The sequence below is a fragment of the Intrasporangium oryzae NRRL B-24470 genome, from assembly GCF_000576595.1.
Taxonomy (GTDB): Bacteria; Actinomycetota; Actinomycetes; order Actinomycetales; family Dermatophilaceae; genus Intrasporangium_C; species Intrasporangium_C oryzae.
Map to the genome: position 1 here is coordinate 37043 of NZ_AWSA01000016.1, position 17869 is coordinate 54911.

Annotated in this window: 15 protein-coding genes; 13 read left to right on the forward strand and 2 right to left on the reverse strand. The window is 71.3% G+C overall.

What is annotated here, in order from left to right; translation table 11 throughout:
• Positions 1–51: 51 nt before the first annotated feature.
• A complete protein-coding gene (locus tag N865_RS09130; RefSeq protein ID WP_034804482.1) occupies positions 52–231 on the forward strand; it encodes a hypothetical protein in 180 nt (59 codons plus the stop codon).
• 84 nt (positions 232–315) lie between these two features.
• On the opposite strand, the gene N865_RS09135 is transcribed toward N865_RS09130, so the two are convergent.
• Entirely contained in the window at positions 316–1218 is a 903-nt protein-coding gene (locus N865_RS09135) for a DUF4037 domain-containing protein (RefSeq protein ID WP_034804484.1), read from the reverse strand.
• 399 nt (positions 1219–1617) lie between these two features.
• Between N865_RS09135 and acnA the strand changes: the two genes are divergently transcribed.
• The 3 genes from acnA (at position 1618) to N865_RS09150 (ending at position 7181) form a co-directional block, all read left to right on the forward strand.
• The gene (gene acnA / locus N865_RS09140; RefSeq protein WP_034804486.1) at positions 1618–4437 is read left to right on the forward strand and encodes an aconitate hydratase AcnA; all 2820 of its coding nucleotides are present in this window, start codon (positions 1618–1620) and stop codon (positions 4435–4437) included.
• Between the two features lie 148 nt (positions 4438–4585).
• Positions 4586–5752 (forward strand): C39 family peptidase, encoded by a 1167-nt coding sequence (locus N865_RS09145; RefSeq protein ID WP_169735726.1) that lies wholly within the window; start codon positions 4586–4588, stop codon positions 5750–5752.
• 82 nt (positions 5753–5834) lie between these two features.
• Positions 5835–7181 (forward strand): peptidase C39 family protein, encoded by a 1347-nt coding sequence (locus N865_RS09150; RefSeq protein ID WP_034804487.1) that lies wholly within the window; start codon positions 5835–5837, stop codon positions 7179–7181.
• Positions 7182–7256: 75 nt separating this feature from the next.
• Here the strand turns inward: N865_RS09150 and N865_RS09155 are convergent, their stop codons facing one another.
• A complete protein-coding gene (locus tag N865_RS09155) occupies positions 7257–8021 on the reverse strand; it encodes a VOC family protein (RefSeq protein WP_034804488.1) in 765 nt (254 codons plus the stop codon).
• Positions 8022–8078: 57 nt separating this feature from the next.
• On the opposite strand from N865_RS09155, the gene N865_RS09160 reads away from it, so the two are divergent.
• The 9 genes from N865_RS09160 to N865_RS09200 all read left to right on the forward strand — a co-directional run bounded on the left by N865_RS09160 (position 8079) and on the right by N865_RS09200 (position 17816).
• Positions 8079–8447 carry a hypothetical protein gene (locus N865_RS09160; protein WP_051510398.1) on the forward strand — a complete coding sequence of 123 codons (369 nt, stop codon included), beginning with the start codon at positions 8079–8081 and terminating at the stop codon, positions 8445–8447.
• A 119-nt stretch (positions 8448–8566) separates the two neighbouring features.
• The gene (gene dxs, locus N865_RS09165; protein WP_034804490.1) at positions 8567–10435 is read left to right on the forward strand and encodes a 1-deoxy-D-xylulose-5-phosphate synthase; all 1869 of its coding nucleotides are present in this window, start codon (positions 8567–8569) and stop codon (positions 10433–10435) included.
• Between the two features lie 97 nt (positions 10436–10532).
• The gene (locus tag N865_RS09170; protein ID WP_169735727.1) at positions 10533–11846 is read left to right on the forward strand and encodes an AI-2E family transporter; all 1314 of its coding nucleotides are present in this window, start codon (positions 10533–10535) and stop codon (positions 11844–11846) included.
• Between the two features lie 200 nt (positions 11847–12046).
• Complete coding sequence (locus N865_RS09175; RefSeq protein WP_034804492.1) at positions 12047–13264, forward strand: substrate-binding domain-containing protein; 1218 nt, start codon at positions 12047–12049, stop codon at positions 13262–13264.
• Positions 13261–13995: an ABC transporter ATP-binding protein gene (locus N865_RS09180; protein WP_034804495.1), complete on the forward strand. Its 735-nt coding sequence runs from the start codon at positions 13261–13263 to the stop codon at positions 13993–13995. Before N865_RS09175 ends, N865_RS09180 begins: the two co-directional genes overlap by 4 nt.
• Positions 13992–14771, forward strand: coding sequence for an ABC transporter ATP-binding protein (locus N865_RS09185; RefSeq protein WP_034804499.1), 780 nt, complete (start codon positions 13992–13994; stop codon positions 14769–14771). The genes N865_RS09180 and N865_RS09185 overlap by 4 nt, the downstream gene beginning before the upstream one ends.
• Positions 14768–15652, forward strand: coding sequence for a branched-chain amino acid ABC transporter permease (locus N865_RS09190; protein ID WP_034804503.1), 885 nt, complete (start codon positions 14768–14770; stop codon positions 15650–15652). The genes N865_RS09185 and N865_RS09190 overlap by 4 nt, the downstream gene beginning before the upstream one ends.
• The gene (locus N865_RS09195; RefSeq protein WP_245603717.1) at positions 15649–16878 is read left to right on the forward strand and encodes a branched-chain amino acid ABC transporter permease; all 1230 of its coding nucleotides are present in this window, start codon (positions 15649–15651) and stop codon (positions 16876–16878) included. The genes N865_RS09190 and N865_RS09195 overlap by 4 nt, the downstream gene beginning before the upstream one ends.
• Positions 16875–17816 carry an alpha/beta fold hydrolase gene (locus N865_RS09200; RefSeq protein WP_034804508.1) on the forward strand — a complete coding sequence of 314 codons (942 nt, stop codon included), beginning with the start codon at positions 16875–16877 and terminating at the stop codon, positions 17814–17816. Before N865_RS09195 ends, N865_RS09200 begins: the two co-directional genes overlap by 4 nt.
• Positions 17817–17869 lie beyond the last annotated feature (53 nt).

Below are 17869 nucleotides of genomic sequence, written 5' to 3' on the forward strand. Positions count from 1 at the left end.
GCCGCGACGCACGGGGGAACGCGCCGCTGAGCAGGGATGGCCCCTGGCCCTGTGCACGTCACGGGGTGCGTCCTGCTGCTCATGCCGACGAGCCACATCGTCTACCTAACGCTGCTCGTCCCCATCGTCTGGGACCGGCTCGCGCGTGTCCTGGCCGGTGGCGCGCGGCGAGCGGACGTCCTCCTCCTCGGAGCCGCCGGCGTCTGGTGGGCTCTGGCGATGCGGCCGTGAGGCGGCAGCGTGACGCGGACACGGTCATCTCCGCGCCCGGTGCGTGACGCGCACGCCATCGGCCGTCCCGCCCTCCGGGACGGCTCACTGCACCTGAGGGTCGTCGCCGGAGCGGGGCGGGACATCCATTCCACGCGGCGCCGTGAGGCTGCGCCGGAAGCCGAACTCTGCCCGCGCCGTGGCGACGTCGAACCCGGGGAGATCGCGCTCGACGAGGTCGAACGTCTCCTCGGCCAGGGCGCAGACCTCGTCGACCGCGGCCCGGGGTGGAGCGGCGAGGAGCCGCCGAACCCGAGACACGAGGTCCGGGGGAGTCGTGGCGAGCAGGCCTGCCTCCCAGTCGAGCCACTTGTGGAAGGGGTGCGGCGCATAGACCCGGTTGAGGCCGAAGAGCGCGTCGAGGAGCCGCTGCACGTTCTCCACGAGGTCACTGTGGAGGAGCAGGACGTCGTCGCGGGCGACGAGCATCTCGAGCCGGTCGCGGGGGCGCAGTGCCAGGCCCTTGCCGACCATGGCCAGCGCCAACGCGGTCGGGTACTCCGTGCAGCGGGCGCGCCACGCGTCGATGAGCGCTGCACCGTGCAGGGCCCGCCCGTGGAGCAGCGCCGTGACGCGGACCTGCAGCTCGGGCTCGACGTCCGCACGGAGCAGGACGGCATCGAGATACCCGTCGATCGTCGAGGTGAGGAAGCCGCTCGTGTCGATCTTGACGCCGTCCACGGCATACCCGTCGGCCCACTCGTTCTCGTCGACCTCGGCGTACACCCGGGTCCAGCCGGCGCCCTCGACCGCCGCGACCCGGTCGTCCTCGCTCGGTGGCACCGACCAGTAGACGTCGAGCTCGACGTCGGAGAAGGCGTCCGCGAGCCCTCGCGCGACGGAGCCGGCGACGAGGACGGCGGCCACCTTCGGGTGTGAGACGTATGCCGCGGCAGCGCGCTCGGCGATCGCGAGGCGGTGCGTGACGGGATCGGCGATGTGGGTCACCGTGACTGTCTAGCAGGCTGGCGGCCCGCTGCGGGCGACGTTCGGCGTGCTGGTGTCGCAGCGGGGCACGGGCCGGGCCGACGGCGGCACGCGGCCCGGCGGCATACGGAGTGCAAGGAGGCGGCTGGTACGGTCCGGCGCGCGGGGGAGCCGACCACGGAAGGGCCAGTCCGGGCCGGAGTGGTCCGCCGAGCAGCGCCGTCTCGCGCTCGTCCTCCACCGTGCGCCACGGGATCTGGTGGTCCGGCGACGAGCCCATCCGCACGGCCCGAGTCCGACCTGTGGCGGCCCTGCCGCGGGAGGCTGACAATGGCCGGGGTGGTGTGGTTAGATATCTTGACATCAAGATAGTTTGATCGAGACACAGTCGTCGAGAAGCGTTGCTGGAAGGAGCCCGTCGTGGGCAGTGTTGACAGCTTCAAGGCCAAGGGGACCCTCGAGGTCGGTGGCCAGTCCTACGAGATCTACCGCCTCGCCGCGGTCGAGGGCCAGGAGACCCTCCCCTACAGCCTCAAGGTGCTGCTGGAGAACCTCCTGCGCACCGAGGACGGCGCCAACATCACGGCCGACCACATCCGCGCCATCGGCTCCTGGGACGCGAACGCCGAGCCCGACACGGAGATCCAGTTCACGCCCGCGCGCGTGATCATGCAGGACTTCACCGGCGTCCCGTGCGTCGTCGACCTCGCGACCATGCGTGAGGCGGTGGCCGACCTCGGCGGTGACCCGGCCCGGATCAACCCGCTCGCCCCCGCCGAGCTCGTCATCGACCACTCCGTCATCATCGACGTCTTCGGCCGCTCCGACGCCTTCGAGCGCAACGTCGAGATCGAGTACGACCGCAACCGCGAGCGCTACCAGTTCCTGCGCTGGGGCCAGACCGCCTTCGACGACTTCAAGGTCGTCCCGCCGGGCACGGGCATCGTCCACCAGGTCAACATCGAGCACCTCGCCCGCACCGTCATGGTCCGTGAGATCGACGGCGAGCGCGTGGCCTACCCCGACACCTGCGTCGGCACCGACTCCCACACGACGATGGTCAACGGCCTCGGCGTGCTCGGCTGGGGCGTCGGCGGCATCGAGGCCGAGGCGGCAATGCTCGGCCAGCCCGTCTCGATGCTCATCCCGCGCGTCGTCGGCTTCAAGCTCAAGGGCTCGATCCCGCCCGGCGCGACCGCGACCGACGTCGTCCTCACCATCACCGAGATGCTGCGGGGGCACGGGGTCGTCGGCAAGTTCGTCGAGTTCTACGGCGAGGGCGTCTCCCAGGTCCCGCTCGCCAACCGCGCCACGATCGGCAACATGAGCCCCGAGTTCGGCTCAACGTGCGCGATCTTCCCGATCGACGACGTCACGCTCGACTACCTGCGTCTCACCGGGCGCTCCGACGAGTCCGTGGCCCTCGTCGAGGCCTACGCCAAGGAGCAGGGGATGTGGCTCAAGGCCGGCCCCGACCAGCCCGAGGCGCGCTACAGCGAGTACCTCGAGCTCGACCTGTCGACCGTCGTCCCCTCGATCGCCGGCCCGAAGCGCCCTCAGGACCGCATCGCCCTCACCGACGCCAAGTCTGCGTTCCGCAAGGTCCTGCCGACCTACGTCGCCCACGAGGAGGGTGACGCCGGCAACGCGTCCTCCTTCCCGGCGAGCGACCCGAGCCCCCAGGGCAGCACCGACGGCAGCAACGGCGGCGACCGCCCGGCCGACACCGGTGGCGTCTCCGGACGACCCTCGAAGAAGGTCTCGGTCACCGACGCCGAGGGGCGTGAGTTCGAGATCGACCACGGCATCGTCTCGATCGCCTCGATCACGAGCTGCACCAACACGTCCAACCCGTCGGTCATGATGGCGGCCGCGATGCTCGCCAAGAACGCTGTCGAGAAGGGCCTCTCCGTCGCCCCGTGGGTCAAGACGTCGATGGCGCCCGGGTCCAAGGTCGTCTCCGACTACTACGAGAAGGCCGGCATGTGGCCCTACCTCGAGAAGCTCGGCTTCCACCTCGTCGGCTACGGCTGCACGACGTGCATCGGCAACTCGGGCCCGCTCAACGACGAGATCAGCACGGCGATCAACGACAACGACCTCGCCGTCGTCTCCGTCCTCTCGGGCAACCGCAACTTCGAGGGCCGCATCAACCCCGACGTCAAGATGAACTACCTCGCCTCCCCGCCGCTCGTCATCGCCTACGCCCTCGCCGGGACGATGGACTTCGACTTCGAGACCGAGCCGCTCGGGCAGGACCAGGACGGCAACGACGTGTTCCTCCGCGACATCTGGGTCGCTCCGGCCGACGTCGAGCGCACGATCACCGAGAGCATCACCCAGGAGATGTTCACCAAGGACTACGCCGACGTCTTCGCCGGTGACGAGCGCTGGCAGTCGCTGCCGACGCCGCAGGGCGACACCTTCGAGTGGGACGGCGAGTCGACCTACGTCCGCAAGCCCCCGTACTTCGACGGCATGCGGATGGAGACGACCCCCGTCAGCGACATCGAGGGGGCCCGCGTCCTCGCCAAGCTGGGCGACTCGGTCACGACCGACCACATCAGCCCGGCCGGCGCGATCAAGACCGAGAGCCCCGCGGGGAAGTATCTCGCCGAGCACGGCGTCGAGCGCAAGGACTTCAACTCCTACGGCTCGCGTCGCGGCAACCACGAGGTCATGATCCGCGGCACGTTCGCCAACATCCGCCTCAAGAACCTCCTGCTCGACGGCGTCGAGGGCGGGTTCACCCGCCTGTTCTTGAAGAGTGATGGCCTCAGCGGTGGCGAGCAGACGACGATCTACGACGCGTCGCAGGCCTACCAGGCCGCCGGCGTGCCGCTCGTCATCCTCTCGGGCAAGGAGTACGGCTCCGGCTCGTCGCGTGACTGGGCGGCCAAGGGCACGAGCCTGCTCGGCGTCAAGGCCGTCATCGCCGAGAGCTACGAGCGGATCCACCGCTCCAACCTGATCGGCATGGGCGTCATCCCGCTCCAGTACCCCGCCGGGCAGACGGCCGACTCGCTCGGCCTCGACGGCACCGAGACGTTCTCGATCACCGGCATCACGGCCCTCAACGAGGGTACGACGCCGCGCACGGTCAAGGTCGTCGCGACCAAGGAGTCGGGCGAGACGGTCGAGTTCGACGCAGTCGTGCGCATCGACACGCCCGGCGAGGCCGACTACTACCGCAACGGCGGCATCCTCCAGTACGTCCTCCGCTCGCTCGTCAACGGCTGAGCCCGCACGCGTCGCCCACGACGGGGCCCCGCACACCGCAGTCGGTGTGCGGGGCCCGTCGCGTCCCCGGGACCCTCGTCGTATGCCGCCGGCGCCCGTCCGCGGGGCCGTTTCGGGTGCTCGGGACGGGGATGGCATGCTCGTCCGCGTGACTGAGCGACACGTGACCCTGACGCTGTGGGAGCAGGACCTCGCGTGGTCCCCGACCGACCCCGTGGCCTACGCCGACGTCCATGTCGACGGCGCTCCGGAGATGGCGTACCTGGGCCGCCGCTGGGAGTCCCCGGTCGTGTCGTCCGCCTTCGCGGCGACCGAGCTCATCCCGTCATGGAACGCCCGGACCCCCGCGGGGTCGTGGCTGCTCGTCGAGGCCAGGGTCGGCGGCGCCGACGGCTGGACGCCGTGGGTCGTCATGGCGCGCTGGACCGAGGGGGACCCCGAGGGCGACGGCTCCATCACCCGCACGACGGTCCCGGACCAGAAGCACGAGGTCGGGCACGTCGCGACCGACTCGTTCGTCGCATCGGCGCTGCACCCCTTCACGCAGTGGCAGCTGCGGCTGACCGGGTTCGTGCCGGCCCGAGAGGGTGACGCCGGGTCCGCGCCCGGGTGGCCCGAGGTGACGCTCGTGGCGGCGGCCGTGTCGGCCATGGAGATCGAGCCGGGGGAGCCCACCAGCCGGCCGGCTCTTCCGGGCGGATGCGAGATCGCGGTGCCGCCGCTGTCCCAACGCCGCCATGTCGACACCTTCCCGGAGTGGGACAACGGCGGCCAGTCGTGGTGCTCCCCGACGTCGACGACGATGCTTCTCGCCCACTGGGGTGTCGCGCCCGACGCCGACGAGTCGGCCTGGGTCGGGCACGACATCGATCCCGCGGTCGTCCACGCCGTCCGCCGGGTCTTCGACCGCGACTACGGCGCCGCGGGCAACTGGGCGTTCAACACGGCCTACGCAGGCACACGAGGCCTGCGGGCCTACGTGACGCGCCTGCGGGACCTCACCGAGGCCGAGGCGTTCGTCGCGGCCGGTGTGCCGCTCGTCGTGTCGGTGAGCTTCACGGCCGACGAGCTCGACGGCGCGGGCTACGACACGCGCGGCCACCTGCTGACGATCATCGGGTTCACCGAGGACGGCGACGTCGTCTCCAACGACCCGAACTCCCACCAGATCGCGAGCAACGAGCAGGTCCGGGCCGTCTTCCGGCGCGACCAGTTCGAGCGCGTCTGGCTCGGGCGCGACGGGGGGCTCGCCTACGTCATGCACCCGCGCGACGTCCCACTGCCCCCGGCGCCGCTCGAGGCGAACTGGTCCTGACCGCAACGGGATTCGGCATGCGGGGCTCGCCTTCTCCGTGTTGACTGTGCGCGCACCGTCACTCACACACCGAGGAGCAGCATTGCCCAGTCGTTCCGTCCTCAGCGGCGCGGCGGCCCTCCAGCCGTCCCGCCGTACCGTCCTCGCCTCGCTCGCCGGCGCCGCGGCCCTCGTCGGCTCTGCCGGGGCCTCGCCTGCCCTTGCGAGCTCCGACAAGCAGAAGAAGGGCGCCTCGCCCCGGCGGATCACCCGAACCGCCTGGGCGGGGGACGCGTTCACCGCAGGGCAGGGCAGCGGCACGACGGTGAGCGCCGCGGGGCTCGCCTTCGCTGCGGCCACGTCGACCCGGGACTACGCGGACCCCCACGCCGCCGGTGCGCCGGCGGTCACCTACGAGGTCGCGTCGTGGCGTTCGCCGGTCGTCGCGCCCGGCTTCGGCCTGACCGAGCTCGTCGCCTCGTGGAACGCCTCGACGCCCGGCCACTCCTGGGTCGAGGTCGTAGTCCGCGGCACGGCCGACGACGGCACCCAGACCGGGTGGTACGTCCTCGGCCGCTGGGCCGCGTCCGATCCGGCCGCCGGGGGCGCCATCCACCGCACTTCTCTCGGTGGCCAGGCGACGACGTACGCCACCGTCTACACCGACACGCTGGCCACCCTCAACGGCCACACGCTCACCGACTGGCAGCTCGAGGTCCGGCTGCTGCGGCCCGTCGGCTCGTCGGACGTGCCCACGGTCGCAGCGCTCGGCGCGATGGCATCGGCCCTGCCACTCGACCGGACGGTCGCCGTGAGCGCGACCGGGCCGGCCTGCGGCACCACCCTCGCCGTCCCGACCTACTCGCAAGAGGTGCACATCGGCCACTACCCGCAGTGGGACAACGGCGGCGAGGCCTGGTGCTCGCCGACGTCGACCTCGATGGTCGTGGCCTACTGGGGTGCCGGGCCGAGCGCCGCCGAGACGGCGTGGGTCGACCCGCCCGTCGACGCGCAGGTCGACTTCACCGCGCGCAACGTCTTCGACTACACCTACAACGGCGCGGGCAACTGGCCCTTCAACACCGCGTACGCCGCGACGCGCGGGCTCGACGGGTTCGTCACGCGGCTTCGGACCCTCACGGAGGCGGAGGCGTTCATCGCTGCCGGCATCCCCCTCGTCGTCTCCGTCTCGTTCAAGAAGGGCGAGCTGACCGGTGCCGGCTACGGCACGAACGGCCACCTCATGGTGATCGTCGGGTTCACCGCGACAGGTGACGTCGTCGTCAACGACCCGGCATCGCATCTCATCCCGGACGACAACCAGGTCCGCGTCACCTACTTCCGCTCGGAGTTCGAGAACGTCTGGATCCCGCGCACGGGCGGGATCGCCTACGTCATCCACCCGAAGGACCACCCGCTGCCCGCGGCCCCGGCCGAGGCCAACTGGTGAGCGGGCCGACCCGGCGCGACGGCTGACGACCCGCGCACGGACGCCGCGCCGTCGCGTCTCCGGAGACCGGGCTGCTCAGTCGAGCAGCCCGGTCTCCGGGTTGCGATCGGTGATGCAGTAGGCGGCTCCGGTGGGGTCGCGCATGACGGTCCAGCGCGGGCTCGTCGGCGGGGCGGGGTCGCGCGTCGCGCCGAGGTGCTCGTGCCGGCGCACCTCGGACTCGCGGTCGTCGGTGGCGAGGTCGAGATGGGCGCCGACCTCGCCGGTCGCGGACTCGTCGAGCCGCTGGAAGAGGAAACGGAAGGGGATCCCCTCAGGGCGCACGAGGTGCGAGAACTCGGGGCGGCGCGCAGACCGGCGCAGCGGCCAGCCGGTGAGGTCCGACCAGAAGGAGCACTCGGCCTCGAAGAGGTCAGGCGGGATGTCGAGACAGACCTGGTCGACGAGGCTCTCGTGGCCGTAGGTCCAGCGGGTCGGTCCGGGACGGATCTCGTGGTGCTCGGTGACGAAGCAGAAGACGAGCCCGCCCGGGGACCGCAGCGTGACGTACCCGCCCGGGCCTGCACGATGGGTGACCTTCGCGCCGAGCTCCTCGGCGCGGTGAGCCGCGTCCTCGGGGTCGCGGACGTGGAGGTCGAGGTGGATCCGGCGCCCGGAGCCGACCTGCTGGACCTTGAGGAAGGGGTTGCCGACCGGGGGGAGGAGCGTCGTGAACTCGAGGTGGTCCCCGCGAGGCGGCGACACGGCATACCCCGTGGCCCCGGACCAGAAGGCGGTCCCCGCCGCGTGGAGCCCTGGCGGCAGGTCGATGAACGCCGTAACCCAGTGGACCGTCGTCATGGGCCGAGCCTAGGACCGGTGCGCGGCCCCCGCGCGCAGGCGAGGCAGACTGGGAGCATGTCCGCGCACACGCCCCCCGGCTGGCCGGTCGGCGTCCCGCCCGCGCACACCCCCGGGTGGGAGGACCGCGCCGTGCTGTGGCTCCTCGACCAGTGCCCGCCCGACTACCGCTCGTATGCCGCGTGGCGGCGTCACCCGATCGCGCTCGCCTGGCTCGCGGGCCGGCATCTCGACGGTCAGGTCGTCGCGATGCGCGAGGCGTGGCGCGAGGCCCGCGTCGCGATCGGTCCCCACGTGCCCGCCGAGGCCCTGCCTGAGATCCTCGCCCAGATCGAGGCCGAGGGGATCCGCCTGCTCGCGGCGTCGCGGTCGGCCCGGCTGCTCCACGAGGCCCTCCAGGGCAAGGTCTTCGCGCCGCGTCTGTGAGCCCGTCCCACAACGGATGTGACGTTGCCGACGAAGGGCGCGACGCGTGCACGGTTCGGTGGTCCCCGTCGTTGACCCGTAGACTCGATCGACCCATCTGACGAGAGGACGAGGCAAGCGTGAGCCTGCTGGACACGATCACGAGCCCGGCGCAGCTGAAGGCGCTCCCGGCGACCCAGCTCCCGGAGCTGGCCGAGGAGATCAGGGCCTTCCTCGTCAGCGAGGTCTCCAAGACCGGCGGTCACCTCGGCCCCAACCTCGGGGTCGTCGAGCTGACGATCGCGCTCCACCGCGTCTTCGACTCGCCGAGCGACGCGATCATCTTCGACACGGGCCACCAGTCCTACGTCCACAAGCTCCTCACCGGGCGCCACGACTTCAGCAAGCTGAAGAAGCAGGGCGGCCTCTCGGGCTACCCGAGCCGGGCCGAGTCCGAGCACGACGTCGTCGAGAACTCCCACGCCTCGACGGCGCTCTCGTGGGCCGACGGGATCGCCAAGGGCCGCCGGCTCCGGGGCGAGACCGGCAGGCACACCGTGGCCGTCATCGGTGACGGCGCGCTGACCGGCGGCATGGCGTGGGAGGCCATCAACAACATCGCCGTCGACAAGACCCTCCCGCTCGTCATCGTCGTCAACGACAACGAGCGCTCCTACGCGCCGACGATCGGCGGGCTCGCCGAGCACCTCGCCACGCTGCGCACGACCCGCGGCTACGAGAAGTTCCTCGACTGGGGCAAGCGCTCCCTCGCCCGGACGCCCGTCGTCGGCGGTGCGATGTTCGAGACGCTCCACGGCGTCAAGAAGGGCATCAAGGACATCGTCGCCCCGCAGGGCATGTTCGAGGACCTCGGCCTCAAGTACGTCGGTCCGGTCGACGGCCACGACGAGCAGGCGATGGAGAAGGCCCTGCGCCAGGCCAGGGAGTTCGGCGGTCCGGTCATCGTCCACGTCATCACGCAGAAGGGTCGCGGCTACCAGCCGGCCATCGACGACGACGCCGACCAGTTCCACAGCGTCGGCAAGATCAACCCCGAGACGGGTCTGCCGTTCGAGGTCGCCGGGCGCATCTGGACCGACGAGTTCAACGACGAGATGGTCGCGATCGGCCGCGACCGCCCGGACGTCGTCGCCATCACCGCGGCGATGCTCATCCCCGTGGGCCTCGACGGGTTCGCTGCCGCCTATCCCGACCGCGTCTTCGACGTCGGCATCGCCGAGCAGCACGCTGTCACGATGGCGTCAGGCCTCGCCTATGCGGGGATGCACCCGGTCGTGGCCGTCTACGCGACGTTCCTCAACCGCGCCTTCGACCAGCTGCTCATGGACTGCGCGCTCCACCGGGCGGGTGTCACCTTCGTCCTCGACCGGGCCGGCGTCACCGGCAGCGACGGCGCATCCCACAACGGGATGTGGGACATGACCCTCACCTCGATCGTCCCCGGCCTGCGGATCGCCGCCCCGCGCGACGGCGACCAGGTCCGCAGGCAGCTGCGTGAGGCCGTCGAGGTCTCCGACGCCCCGACCGTCATCCGGTTCCCCAAGGGCGATGTCGCCGAGCCGCTCGCGGCGGTGTGCTCGGCGGGTGACGTCGACGTCCTCTTCGAGACGGGCGAGGGGCCGGTCGACCTGCTCGTCGTCGGCGTCGGGGCCTTCGCCGGCACCGGGATCGAGGTCGGCGAGAAGATCGCCGCCCACGGCCGGACCGTCCGCGTCGTCGACCCGCGCTGGGTCGTCCCCGTCAGCGCGGATCTCGTCGCGCTCGCGGGTACGGCGGCGCACGTCGCGGTCATCGAGGACAATCTCGTCGAGGGCGGCGTCGGCTCGGCCGTGGCGACCGCGCTGCGGTCGGCCGGCGTGGAGGCGCCGGTCCACCCCTACGGCATCCCCAAGCGCTTCCTCGACCACGCGTCGCGCGGCCAGATCCTCGAGGCGCTCGGGCTCACGGCCGACAGCATCGTCGTCGACCTCGAGCCGCGGCTGTCCTGACGGCCGACGTCCCGGCCGCTTCGTCTGCGACGAGGAGGTGCGACCTGGTCCGTGCCGTTCCGGTTCGGAACCCGCCGGGGGCCCTACGCTCGGCGTTGTGACCGGACAACATGCGAGGGCAGGCACCCCGACCCACGGGACGCCGGGTACCCATCCGGAGAGACCGCAGTGGGTCGCCGTCGCCCCGGGCAACGCCCGCCGGGTGGCGTTCACCGCCGTCGTGGCGGTAGCGGCGCTCTGGACCGCGACGTGGGTGTTCGGGGCGATGGGCTCGTTCCTCTTCCTGCTCCTCCTCGCCTGGCTCACCTCCATCGCCATGGAGCCGGCCGTCCTCTGGCTGTCGGCCCGTGGTCTGCGCCGCGGGCTCGCGACCGGCGTGACCATGCTCGTCATGGTCCTGATCTTCCTCGGCCTCGGGGAGCTCTTCGGGTCGGTGTTCGCATCACAGGTCGCCGAGCTCGCCAAGCAGTTCCCGTCCGCGGTCACCTCCGCCCTCGACTGGGTCAACCAGACCTTCCACACGAGCTTCGACATCGCCCAGATCCAGGACGCCCTGCAGCTGACGCCCGCCAAGCTCGGGGAGATGGCCGGCAAGTACGGCGGCGGTCTCCTCGGGGTGTTCGGGTCACTCTTCACCTTCCTCTTCGACCTGCTGACGATCCTCGTCTTCGCGTACTACTTCTCGGCCGACAGCCCACGGCTGCGCCAGACGATCGGGTCATGGCTCCCGCAGCGCTTCCAACGCGTGTTCATCACCGTCTGGACGATCTCGGTCGAGAAGACGGGCGGCTACGTCATCTCCAAGCTCGTGCTCGCCGCGCTGTCCGCGGCCTTCCACGTCGCCTTCTTCTGGTTCATCGACGTGCCGTTCTGGCTGCCGCTCGGCGTCTTCGCGGGCATCGTGGGCCAGTTCATCCCCACGATCGGCACCTATATCGGGGTGGCCCTGCCAGCCCTGTTCACGCTGCTCGACAAGCCGATCAACGCCGTCTGGATCCTGATCTTCGCCACGGTCTACCAGCAGCTCGAGAACTACGTCTTCACGCCGCGGATCAGCCGCCGGACGATGGACCTGCACCCCGCCATCGCCCTCGGTTCGGTCATCGCCGGCGCGGCCCTCTTCGGACCGATCGGCGCCCTCATCGGCATCCCGATCGCCGCCGTCGCCCTCTCGATCGTCAACACGTTCAGCCAGCGGCACGAGCTGGTGCCGGAGCTCGCCGACCTCGAGGTGCCGGGCAACGGCACCAACGGCACCAACGGCACCAACGGTCCCGACAACAGACCCGACAACGGACAGGACAACGGACCGGACGCGAGGTCGGTCGACCGACCCGACGACGAGTCCGTACACGCGGCGGGTGACGAGATCGGTTCCGGGGGGAGGGGCGCCACCACGGGAGGCGCCTGACCTGCCCTGCCCCGGGGCCCGGGCCCAGCGGCATACGACCGGCGAGGCGGTGTCGCCCAGCCACACCCGACCGGCCGATTTGTGGTGGGCGGTGCCACGAACGTGGCCGCTGACCTCAACTACTTTCGCCGGAACGGTTGGGCGTCAACGATTCTCGTTGCAGCAAAGGCGCGAGCGCCCGCCAGAGGTGGAGGACGTCCGTGTCCAAGCGTTGGAGCCTCGCTCTCGCGAGTGCCATGATCACCCTCTCCGTCGCGGCGTGCGGCAGCCCGGGCCAGCCCGGCGCGGCTCCCGGGGGCGACGGCACGGCAGCGGGGACCGGCGGTTCTGCGCCGTACAAGGTGGGCCTCGTCTACTCGAAGTCCGGGCCGCTCGCGACCTACGGCGAGCAGTACCGGCAGGGACTGACGGCCGGCATCGACTACGCGACGAAGGGCACCGGCGCCGTCGCCGGTCACCCCATCGAGATCACCGAGCAGGACGACGCGGGAGACCCGGCAAAGGCCGTCGCCGCGGCGACGGACCTCATCGGCCAGGGCAGCAAGATCATCGCGGGATCGACCGCGTCCGGCGTCGCGTTGCAGGTCGCCCCGCTCGCCAAGGACAACAAGGTGCTCTTCATCTCCGGCCCGGCCGCCGCCGACAAGGTGACCGGCGCGAACAGGTACACCTTCCGCTCCGGCCGCCAGACCTACCAGGACATCGCGACGGCCGGGTCGATGCTCGGTGACGTCAACGGCAAGAAGGTCACCGTGCTCGCCCAGGACAGCGCCTTCGGTCAGGCCAACGTCGCCGGCGTCACGGCAATCCTCGGGGCCAAGGGCGCGAAGGTCGACTCGGTGCTCGTGCCGGCGGCCGCCACCGACCTGACGCCCTTCGCGACGAAGATCAAGGGCTCGGCTCCCGACCTGCTCTTCGTGGCCTGGGCCGGCGCCAACGCCACAGCCATGTGGACCACCCTCGGCCAGCAGGGCGTCTTCGACAAGACCAAGGTCGTCACGGGGCTCGACATCAAGCCGACGCACGCGCTCTTCGGTGCATCCGGCACGAAGATCAGCTTCCTCTCGCACTTCTTCGAGGGAGCCGCCGACAACGCCGCCTACCGGGCGCTCGACGCCGGCCTCAAGAAGCAGGGGGCGACGGTCGACCTCTTCACCAACGACGGGTTCGTCGCCGGCCAGATGATCGTCCACGCGCTCGAGGCGAGCGGGACCGACACGGACGCGATGGTCAAGGCGCTCGAGGGGTGGTCGTTCGAGGGCCCGAAGGGCCAGATGCAGATTCGCGCCGAGGACCACGCGCTCCTGCAGCCGATGTTCACGGCCTCGCTCACGAAGCAGGGTGCGACCTTCGTCCCGCAGCGGGTCAACACCCTCGACCCGGCCGCCGTCGCACCCCCGGTCACGCCGTTCCAGTGATCGAGGCGAACCACGTCGGCTGGAAGGTCGGCGGAGCACGGATCCTCGAGGACGTGTCCCTGACCGTCGGGGCCGGTGAGCTGCTCGGCATCATCGGCCCCAACGGGGCGGGCAAGTCCTCGCTCGTCAACATCCTGAGCGGGGTGATCCGCCCGTCCAGCGGCCGGATCACCCTGCAGGACAGGGACGTCACGCGGGCGAGCGCGACCCGGCGGGCCCGGCTCGGGCTGTCGCGCTCGTTCCAGACCTCGGCGCTCTTCGACGGCCTCAGCGCCGGTGAGAACGTCCGCCTCGCGATCCAGGCGAGCGGGCCGGCGCCCTTCTCGCCCTTCCGTCGGGCCGGTGCGGCCTCCGGCGCCCGCACCGAGGACCTCCTGGAGAGGGTCCGTATGCCGGGCCGCGCCACCACCCTCGCCCGCGACCTCTCGCACGGCGACCGCCGCAAGCTCGAGCTCGCGATGGCGCTCGCGTCCGAGCCGAAAGCCCTGCTGCTCGACGAGCCGATGGCGGGTGTCTCCGCGGAGGACGTCGACGGGCTCGCCGAGATCATCGGCGAGGTCCGCGACAGCGGTGTCGCCGTCGCCATGGTCGAGCACCACATGCACGTCGTCCTCGGTCTCGCAGACCGGGTCGCCGTCCTGCACCACGGCCAGCTCCTCGCCACCGGCTCACCGTCCGAGGTGACCCGGGACGAGCTCGTCCAGCAGGCCTACCTGGGAGAAGCACTGTGACCAGCCCCGAGACCAGCCCCGAGACCAGCGCCCGTCCGGTCGACGGCGGCCACACCGCGGTCCTCACGCCAGTCCTCACGCTCGACGACGTCCACGTCCGCTACGGCGGGTCCCACGTCCTCCAGGGGGTGACCTTCGAGGTGCCGGCCACGGGTGTGACGGCGCTGCTCGGGCGCAACGGCGTCGGCAAGACGACCACGCTCAAGGCCGTCCTCGGTCTCGCGCCACGAACCGGCTCGATCGCCGTGCGGGGCAACCCGATCGAGACTCAGGCGACCACGAGGATCGTGCGCGACGGCATCGGCTACGTGCCCGAGGACCGGGAGGTGTTCGCCGGCCTGACCGTCGACGAGAACCTCCGTCTGGTCGACCCGGAGCGCGGGATCGAGGCGCCGATCGTCCGGGACCTCTTTCCCGACCTCATCGCCCGACGCGCTCAGCGGGCCGGGACCCTCTCCGGCGGTCAGCAGCAGATGGTCTCCCTCGCCCGGGTCCTCCTGCGGGACAACACCGTCCTGCTCATCGACGAGCCGACGAAGGGCCTCGCCCCCAAGCTCGTGACGGAGGTGGCCGACGTCCTCGCCGAGGTGGCCCGGATGACGCCCATCCTCCTCGTCGAGCAGAACCTCGCCCTCGTGCGGCGGATCGCCGACACCGTCGTCGTCCTCGATGCGGGCCGGGTCGTCCACCGCGGTCGAGCCGACGCGCTCGTGGCCGATGCCGAGCTAACCCGGGGCCTTCTCGGCGTCTCGATGCGGCGGGAGGGAGCGGCATGAGCGACTTCGTCCTGCTCGCGACGACCGGCCTCGCCCTCGGCGCCCTCTACTTCCTCGCTGCGAGCGGCCTCAGCCTCATCTACGGGCTCATGGGGGTGCTCAACTTCGCACACGGGGCGTTCATGATGGTCGGTGCGTATGCCGGTTGGCTGACGATGACGGACCTGCCCCCGAGCCTGTCGGTCGGGGTGCGCCTGCTCGTCGCGGCCGTCGTCGCCGTCGCACTGGGGGCGGCCGTCGGCGTCGTCGTCGAGGTCGTCCTCATCCGACCCCTCTACCGGCACCACATCCAGCAGGTGCTCGTCACGGTCGGCCTGTCCCTTGCCAGCGTCGCCGCGGCCCAGGGCATCTGGGGCGCGGACCCGAGGCCGGTCGAGAAACCCGACTGGATGAGCGGCACGACCTCGTTGCTCGGGGCCCGGCTGCCGACCGACCGCTTCGTCTACGTCGTTGCCGCCCTCGCGGTCCTCGCCGGGCTGCTCGCCCTGCTCAGGCTGACCCGCCTTGGCCTCATCATCCGGGCCGGCGTCGAGAACCGGACGATGGTCCAGGCCCTCGGCATCGACGTCCAACGGACCTTCACCATCGTCTTTGCCATCGGTGGGGCGGCGGCGGCCCTCGCCGGCATCCTCTACGCGCAGTACGCCGGGTCGGTGTCCCCGGCGCAGGGCGGGTCGCTCCTCATCTTCGCGTTCATCGTCGTCGTCATCGGGGGAATGGGCTCGATCGTCGGGACGGCGGTGGCCGCCGTCGCCGTCGGTCTCGTGCAGCAGCTCGCCAACTACTACGCCGCGAGCGGCGTCGGCGACCTGTCCGTCGTCCTCCTCCTCGCCCTCGTGCTCCTGCTGCGTCCGACGTCCCTGAAGGGGGCCACCGCATGACCTCCCCTGCGCAGTCCGGTGTGAACCCCGACGCGACGACCGAGGCGAGGCTCCGCGCGAGCTCGGTCTCGCGTGCCTCCACCGCCGCGGCCGGAGCCGCGCGCCCCGCCTCCGCAGCGTTGACGCCCGAGGCATCGGGTTCCGTGCCCTCGCCGTCGGCCACGGCGACATCCGCGCCGACGTCGTCGACGAGAGCCCAGGCCCTGGCACGCGCCGCCCTCCCGCTCGCCGTCCTCATGGTCCTCGCGTACCTGCCCTACGTGCCCACCGAGCTCCCCGGCATCCTCCCGGGGCGGGTCAACGGTCCGGGCTCGCTCCAGCTGCTCGCGACCTGCCTCGTCATGGGCGGCATCGCGCTCAGCTACGACGTCCTCTTCGGCCGGACGGGGCTGCTCAGCTTCGGCCACGCGCTCTTCGTCGCCGCAGGCAGCTACTTGCTCACGATCTCGCTCTCGACGTGGTCCCTGCCGTTGCCGGTGGCGGTCCTCCTCGCCCTCGCCATCACGGGTGTGCTGGCCGTCGTCGTCGGTGGGATCGCCCTGCGCGTCGGGGGGATCGCGTTCGCGATGGTGACGCTCGCCTTCGCGCAGGCAGCCTCGATCGTCGTCCTGCGCAACCCCGGCGGCGTGACCGGCGGGGAGGAGGGCCTGACGCTCGAACGCGAGGCGCTGCCGTCCCTCCTCGTCGGGGTCGCCAACGCGCCCTACCGCTACTGGCTCGCCCTCGCGTTCGTCACGGTGGCCTGGCTCGTCGTCTCGCTGCTCGTCCGGTCGCGGGCGGGCCACGCGATGGCCGCCGTCCGGGAGAACGAGACGCGGGCCTCCGTCCTCGGGCTCGGCACCTACCGGGTCAAGCTCCTCGCCATCGTCATCGGCTCCCTCCTCGGTTGCCTGGGCGGGATCGTCCACGCCCTCGTGCTCGGCGGATCCAACCCCCACCTGACCACGTCGGAGTTCACGCTCGCCCTGCTCGTCATGGTCGTCCTGGGCGGTGCCGGCAGCACGTGGGGGGCCCTCATCGGCGGGTTCCTCTACGCGTATGCGGATGCCCGGCTCGTCGAGGTCAGCGGGTCGAGCCTGCTCGAGTCGCTTCCGCACACCATCGGCCAGGTTCTGTCACAACCCCTCTTCATCCTCGGCATCATCTTCATCGTCGTCGTCTACTTCGCCCCCTCGGGTCTCACCGGGCTCGGGGGCCGGCTCATCAGGAAGGGCAGGTCCACATGACCAGCACCAGCTCCGCCTTCGCGGTCGAGCTGCCCGAGGGCAGCCTCGCGATCCACGACCTCACCCTGGGGGTGCCCTCCGAGGACGCCCCCGTGGTGCTCGCGGTCCACGGCATCACGGCCAACGGGCTGTCGTGGCGTCGGGTCGCCGACGAGGTGGACCGCCGCCACGGCGCTGGCGCGGTGCGGTTCCTCGCACCGGACCTCCGTGGACGGGGCGACAGCCGCGCCGTCGCGGGCCCGTACGGCCTGTCGGCGCATGTCGAGGACCTCCTCTCGATCGCCAACGTCTTCGGGACCGACCCGGTACTGGTCGGGCACTCGATGGGGGCCTTCATCGGCGCGCTCGCGCTCGCGACCCATCCCGACCGGTTCACCGGCGCGGTCCTCGTCGACGGCGGCCTCGCGTTCCGAACCCCGCCCGACCTCGACATCGACGCCACGCTGCAGACCGTCATCGGGCCGGCGATGGACCGGCTGCGGATGACGTTCGCCGACCAGGCGGCATACGTCTCCTTCTGGGAGGCACACCCGGCCCTCGGGCCGGTCCTGCGCGGATCCGCAGGCGATGCCGCTCGGCGCTACATCGCGCACGACCTCGTGGCGGACCCCGAGCACCCGGCGGAGTGGCGCAGCACGTGTGTCCTCGACGCAGTCCGGGCGGACGGGGCCGACGTCCTCGCCGACGCCGCCACGCACGGCGCAGTCCGCCGCGCGGTCGAGCTGGGGCTCCCCGTCGAGCTCGTCTGGGCCCGGCGCGGCCTGCTCGACGAGCCCCAGGGGGTCTATGACGAGACGCGCCTTGCTGCGCTGCAGGTGCCGGACGAGGTCCGGGCCACGGCGGTCGACGCGAACCACTACGACGTCATCTTCGGTGAGAGCGGCGTCACCGCGGTCGTCGACGCGATCGACCGGCAACTCGCAGCACGCACGCTCTGACCCCCGCGCCGGTCGGCACGGGCTGCGCTTCGTGTCAGGAACCGCCGTTCGCA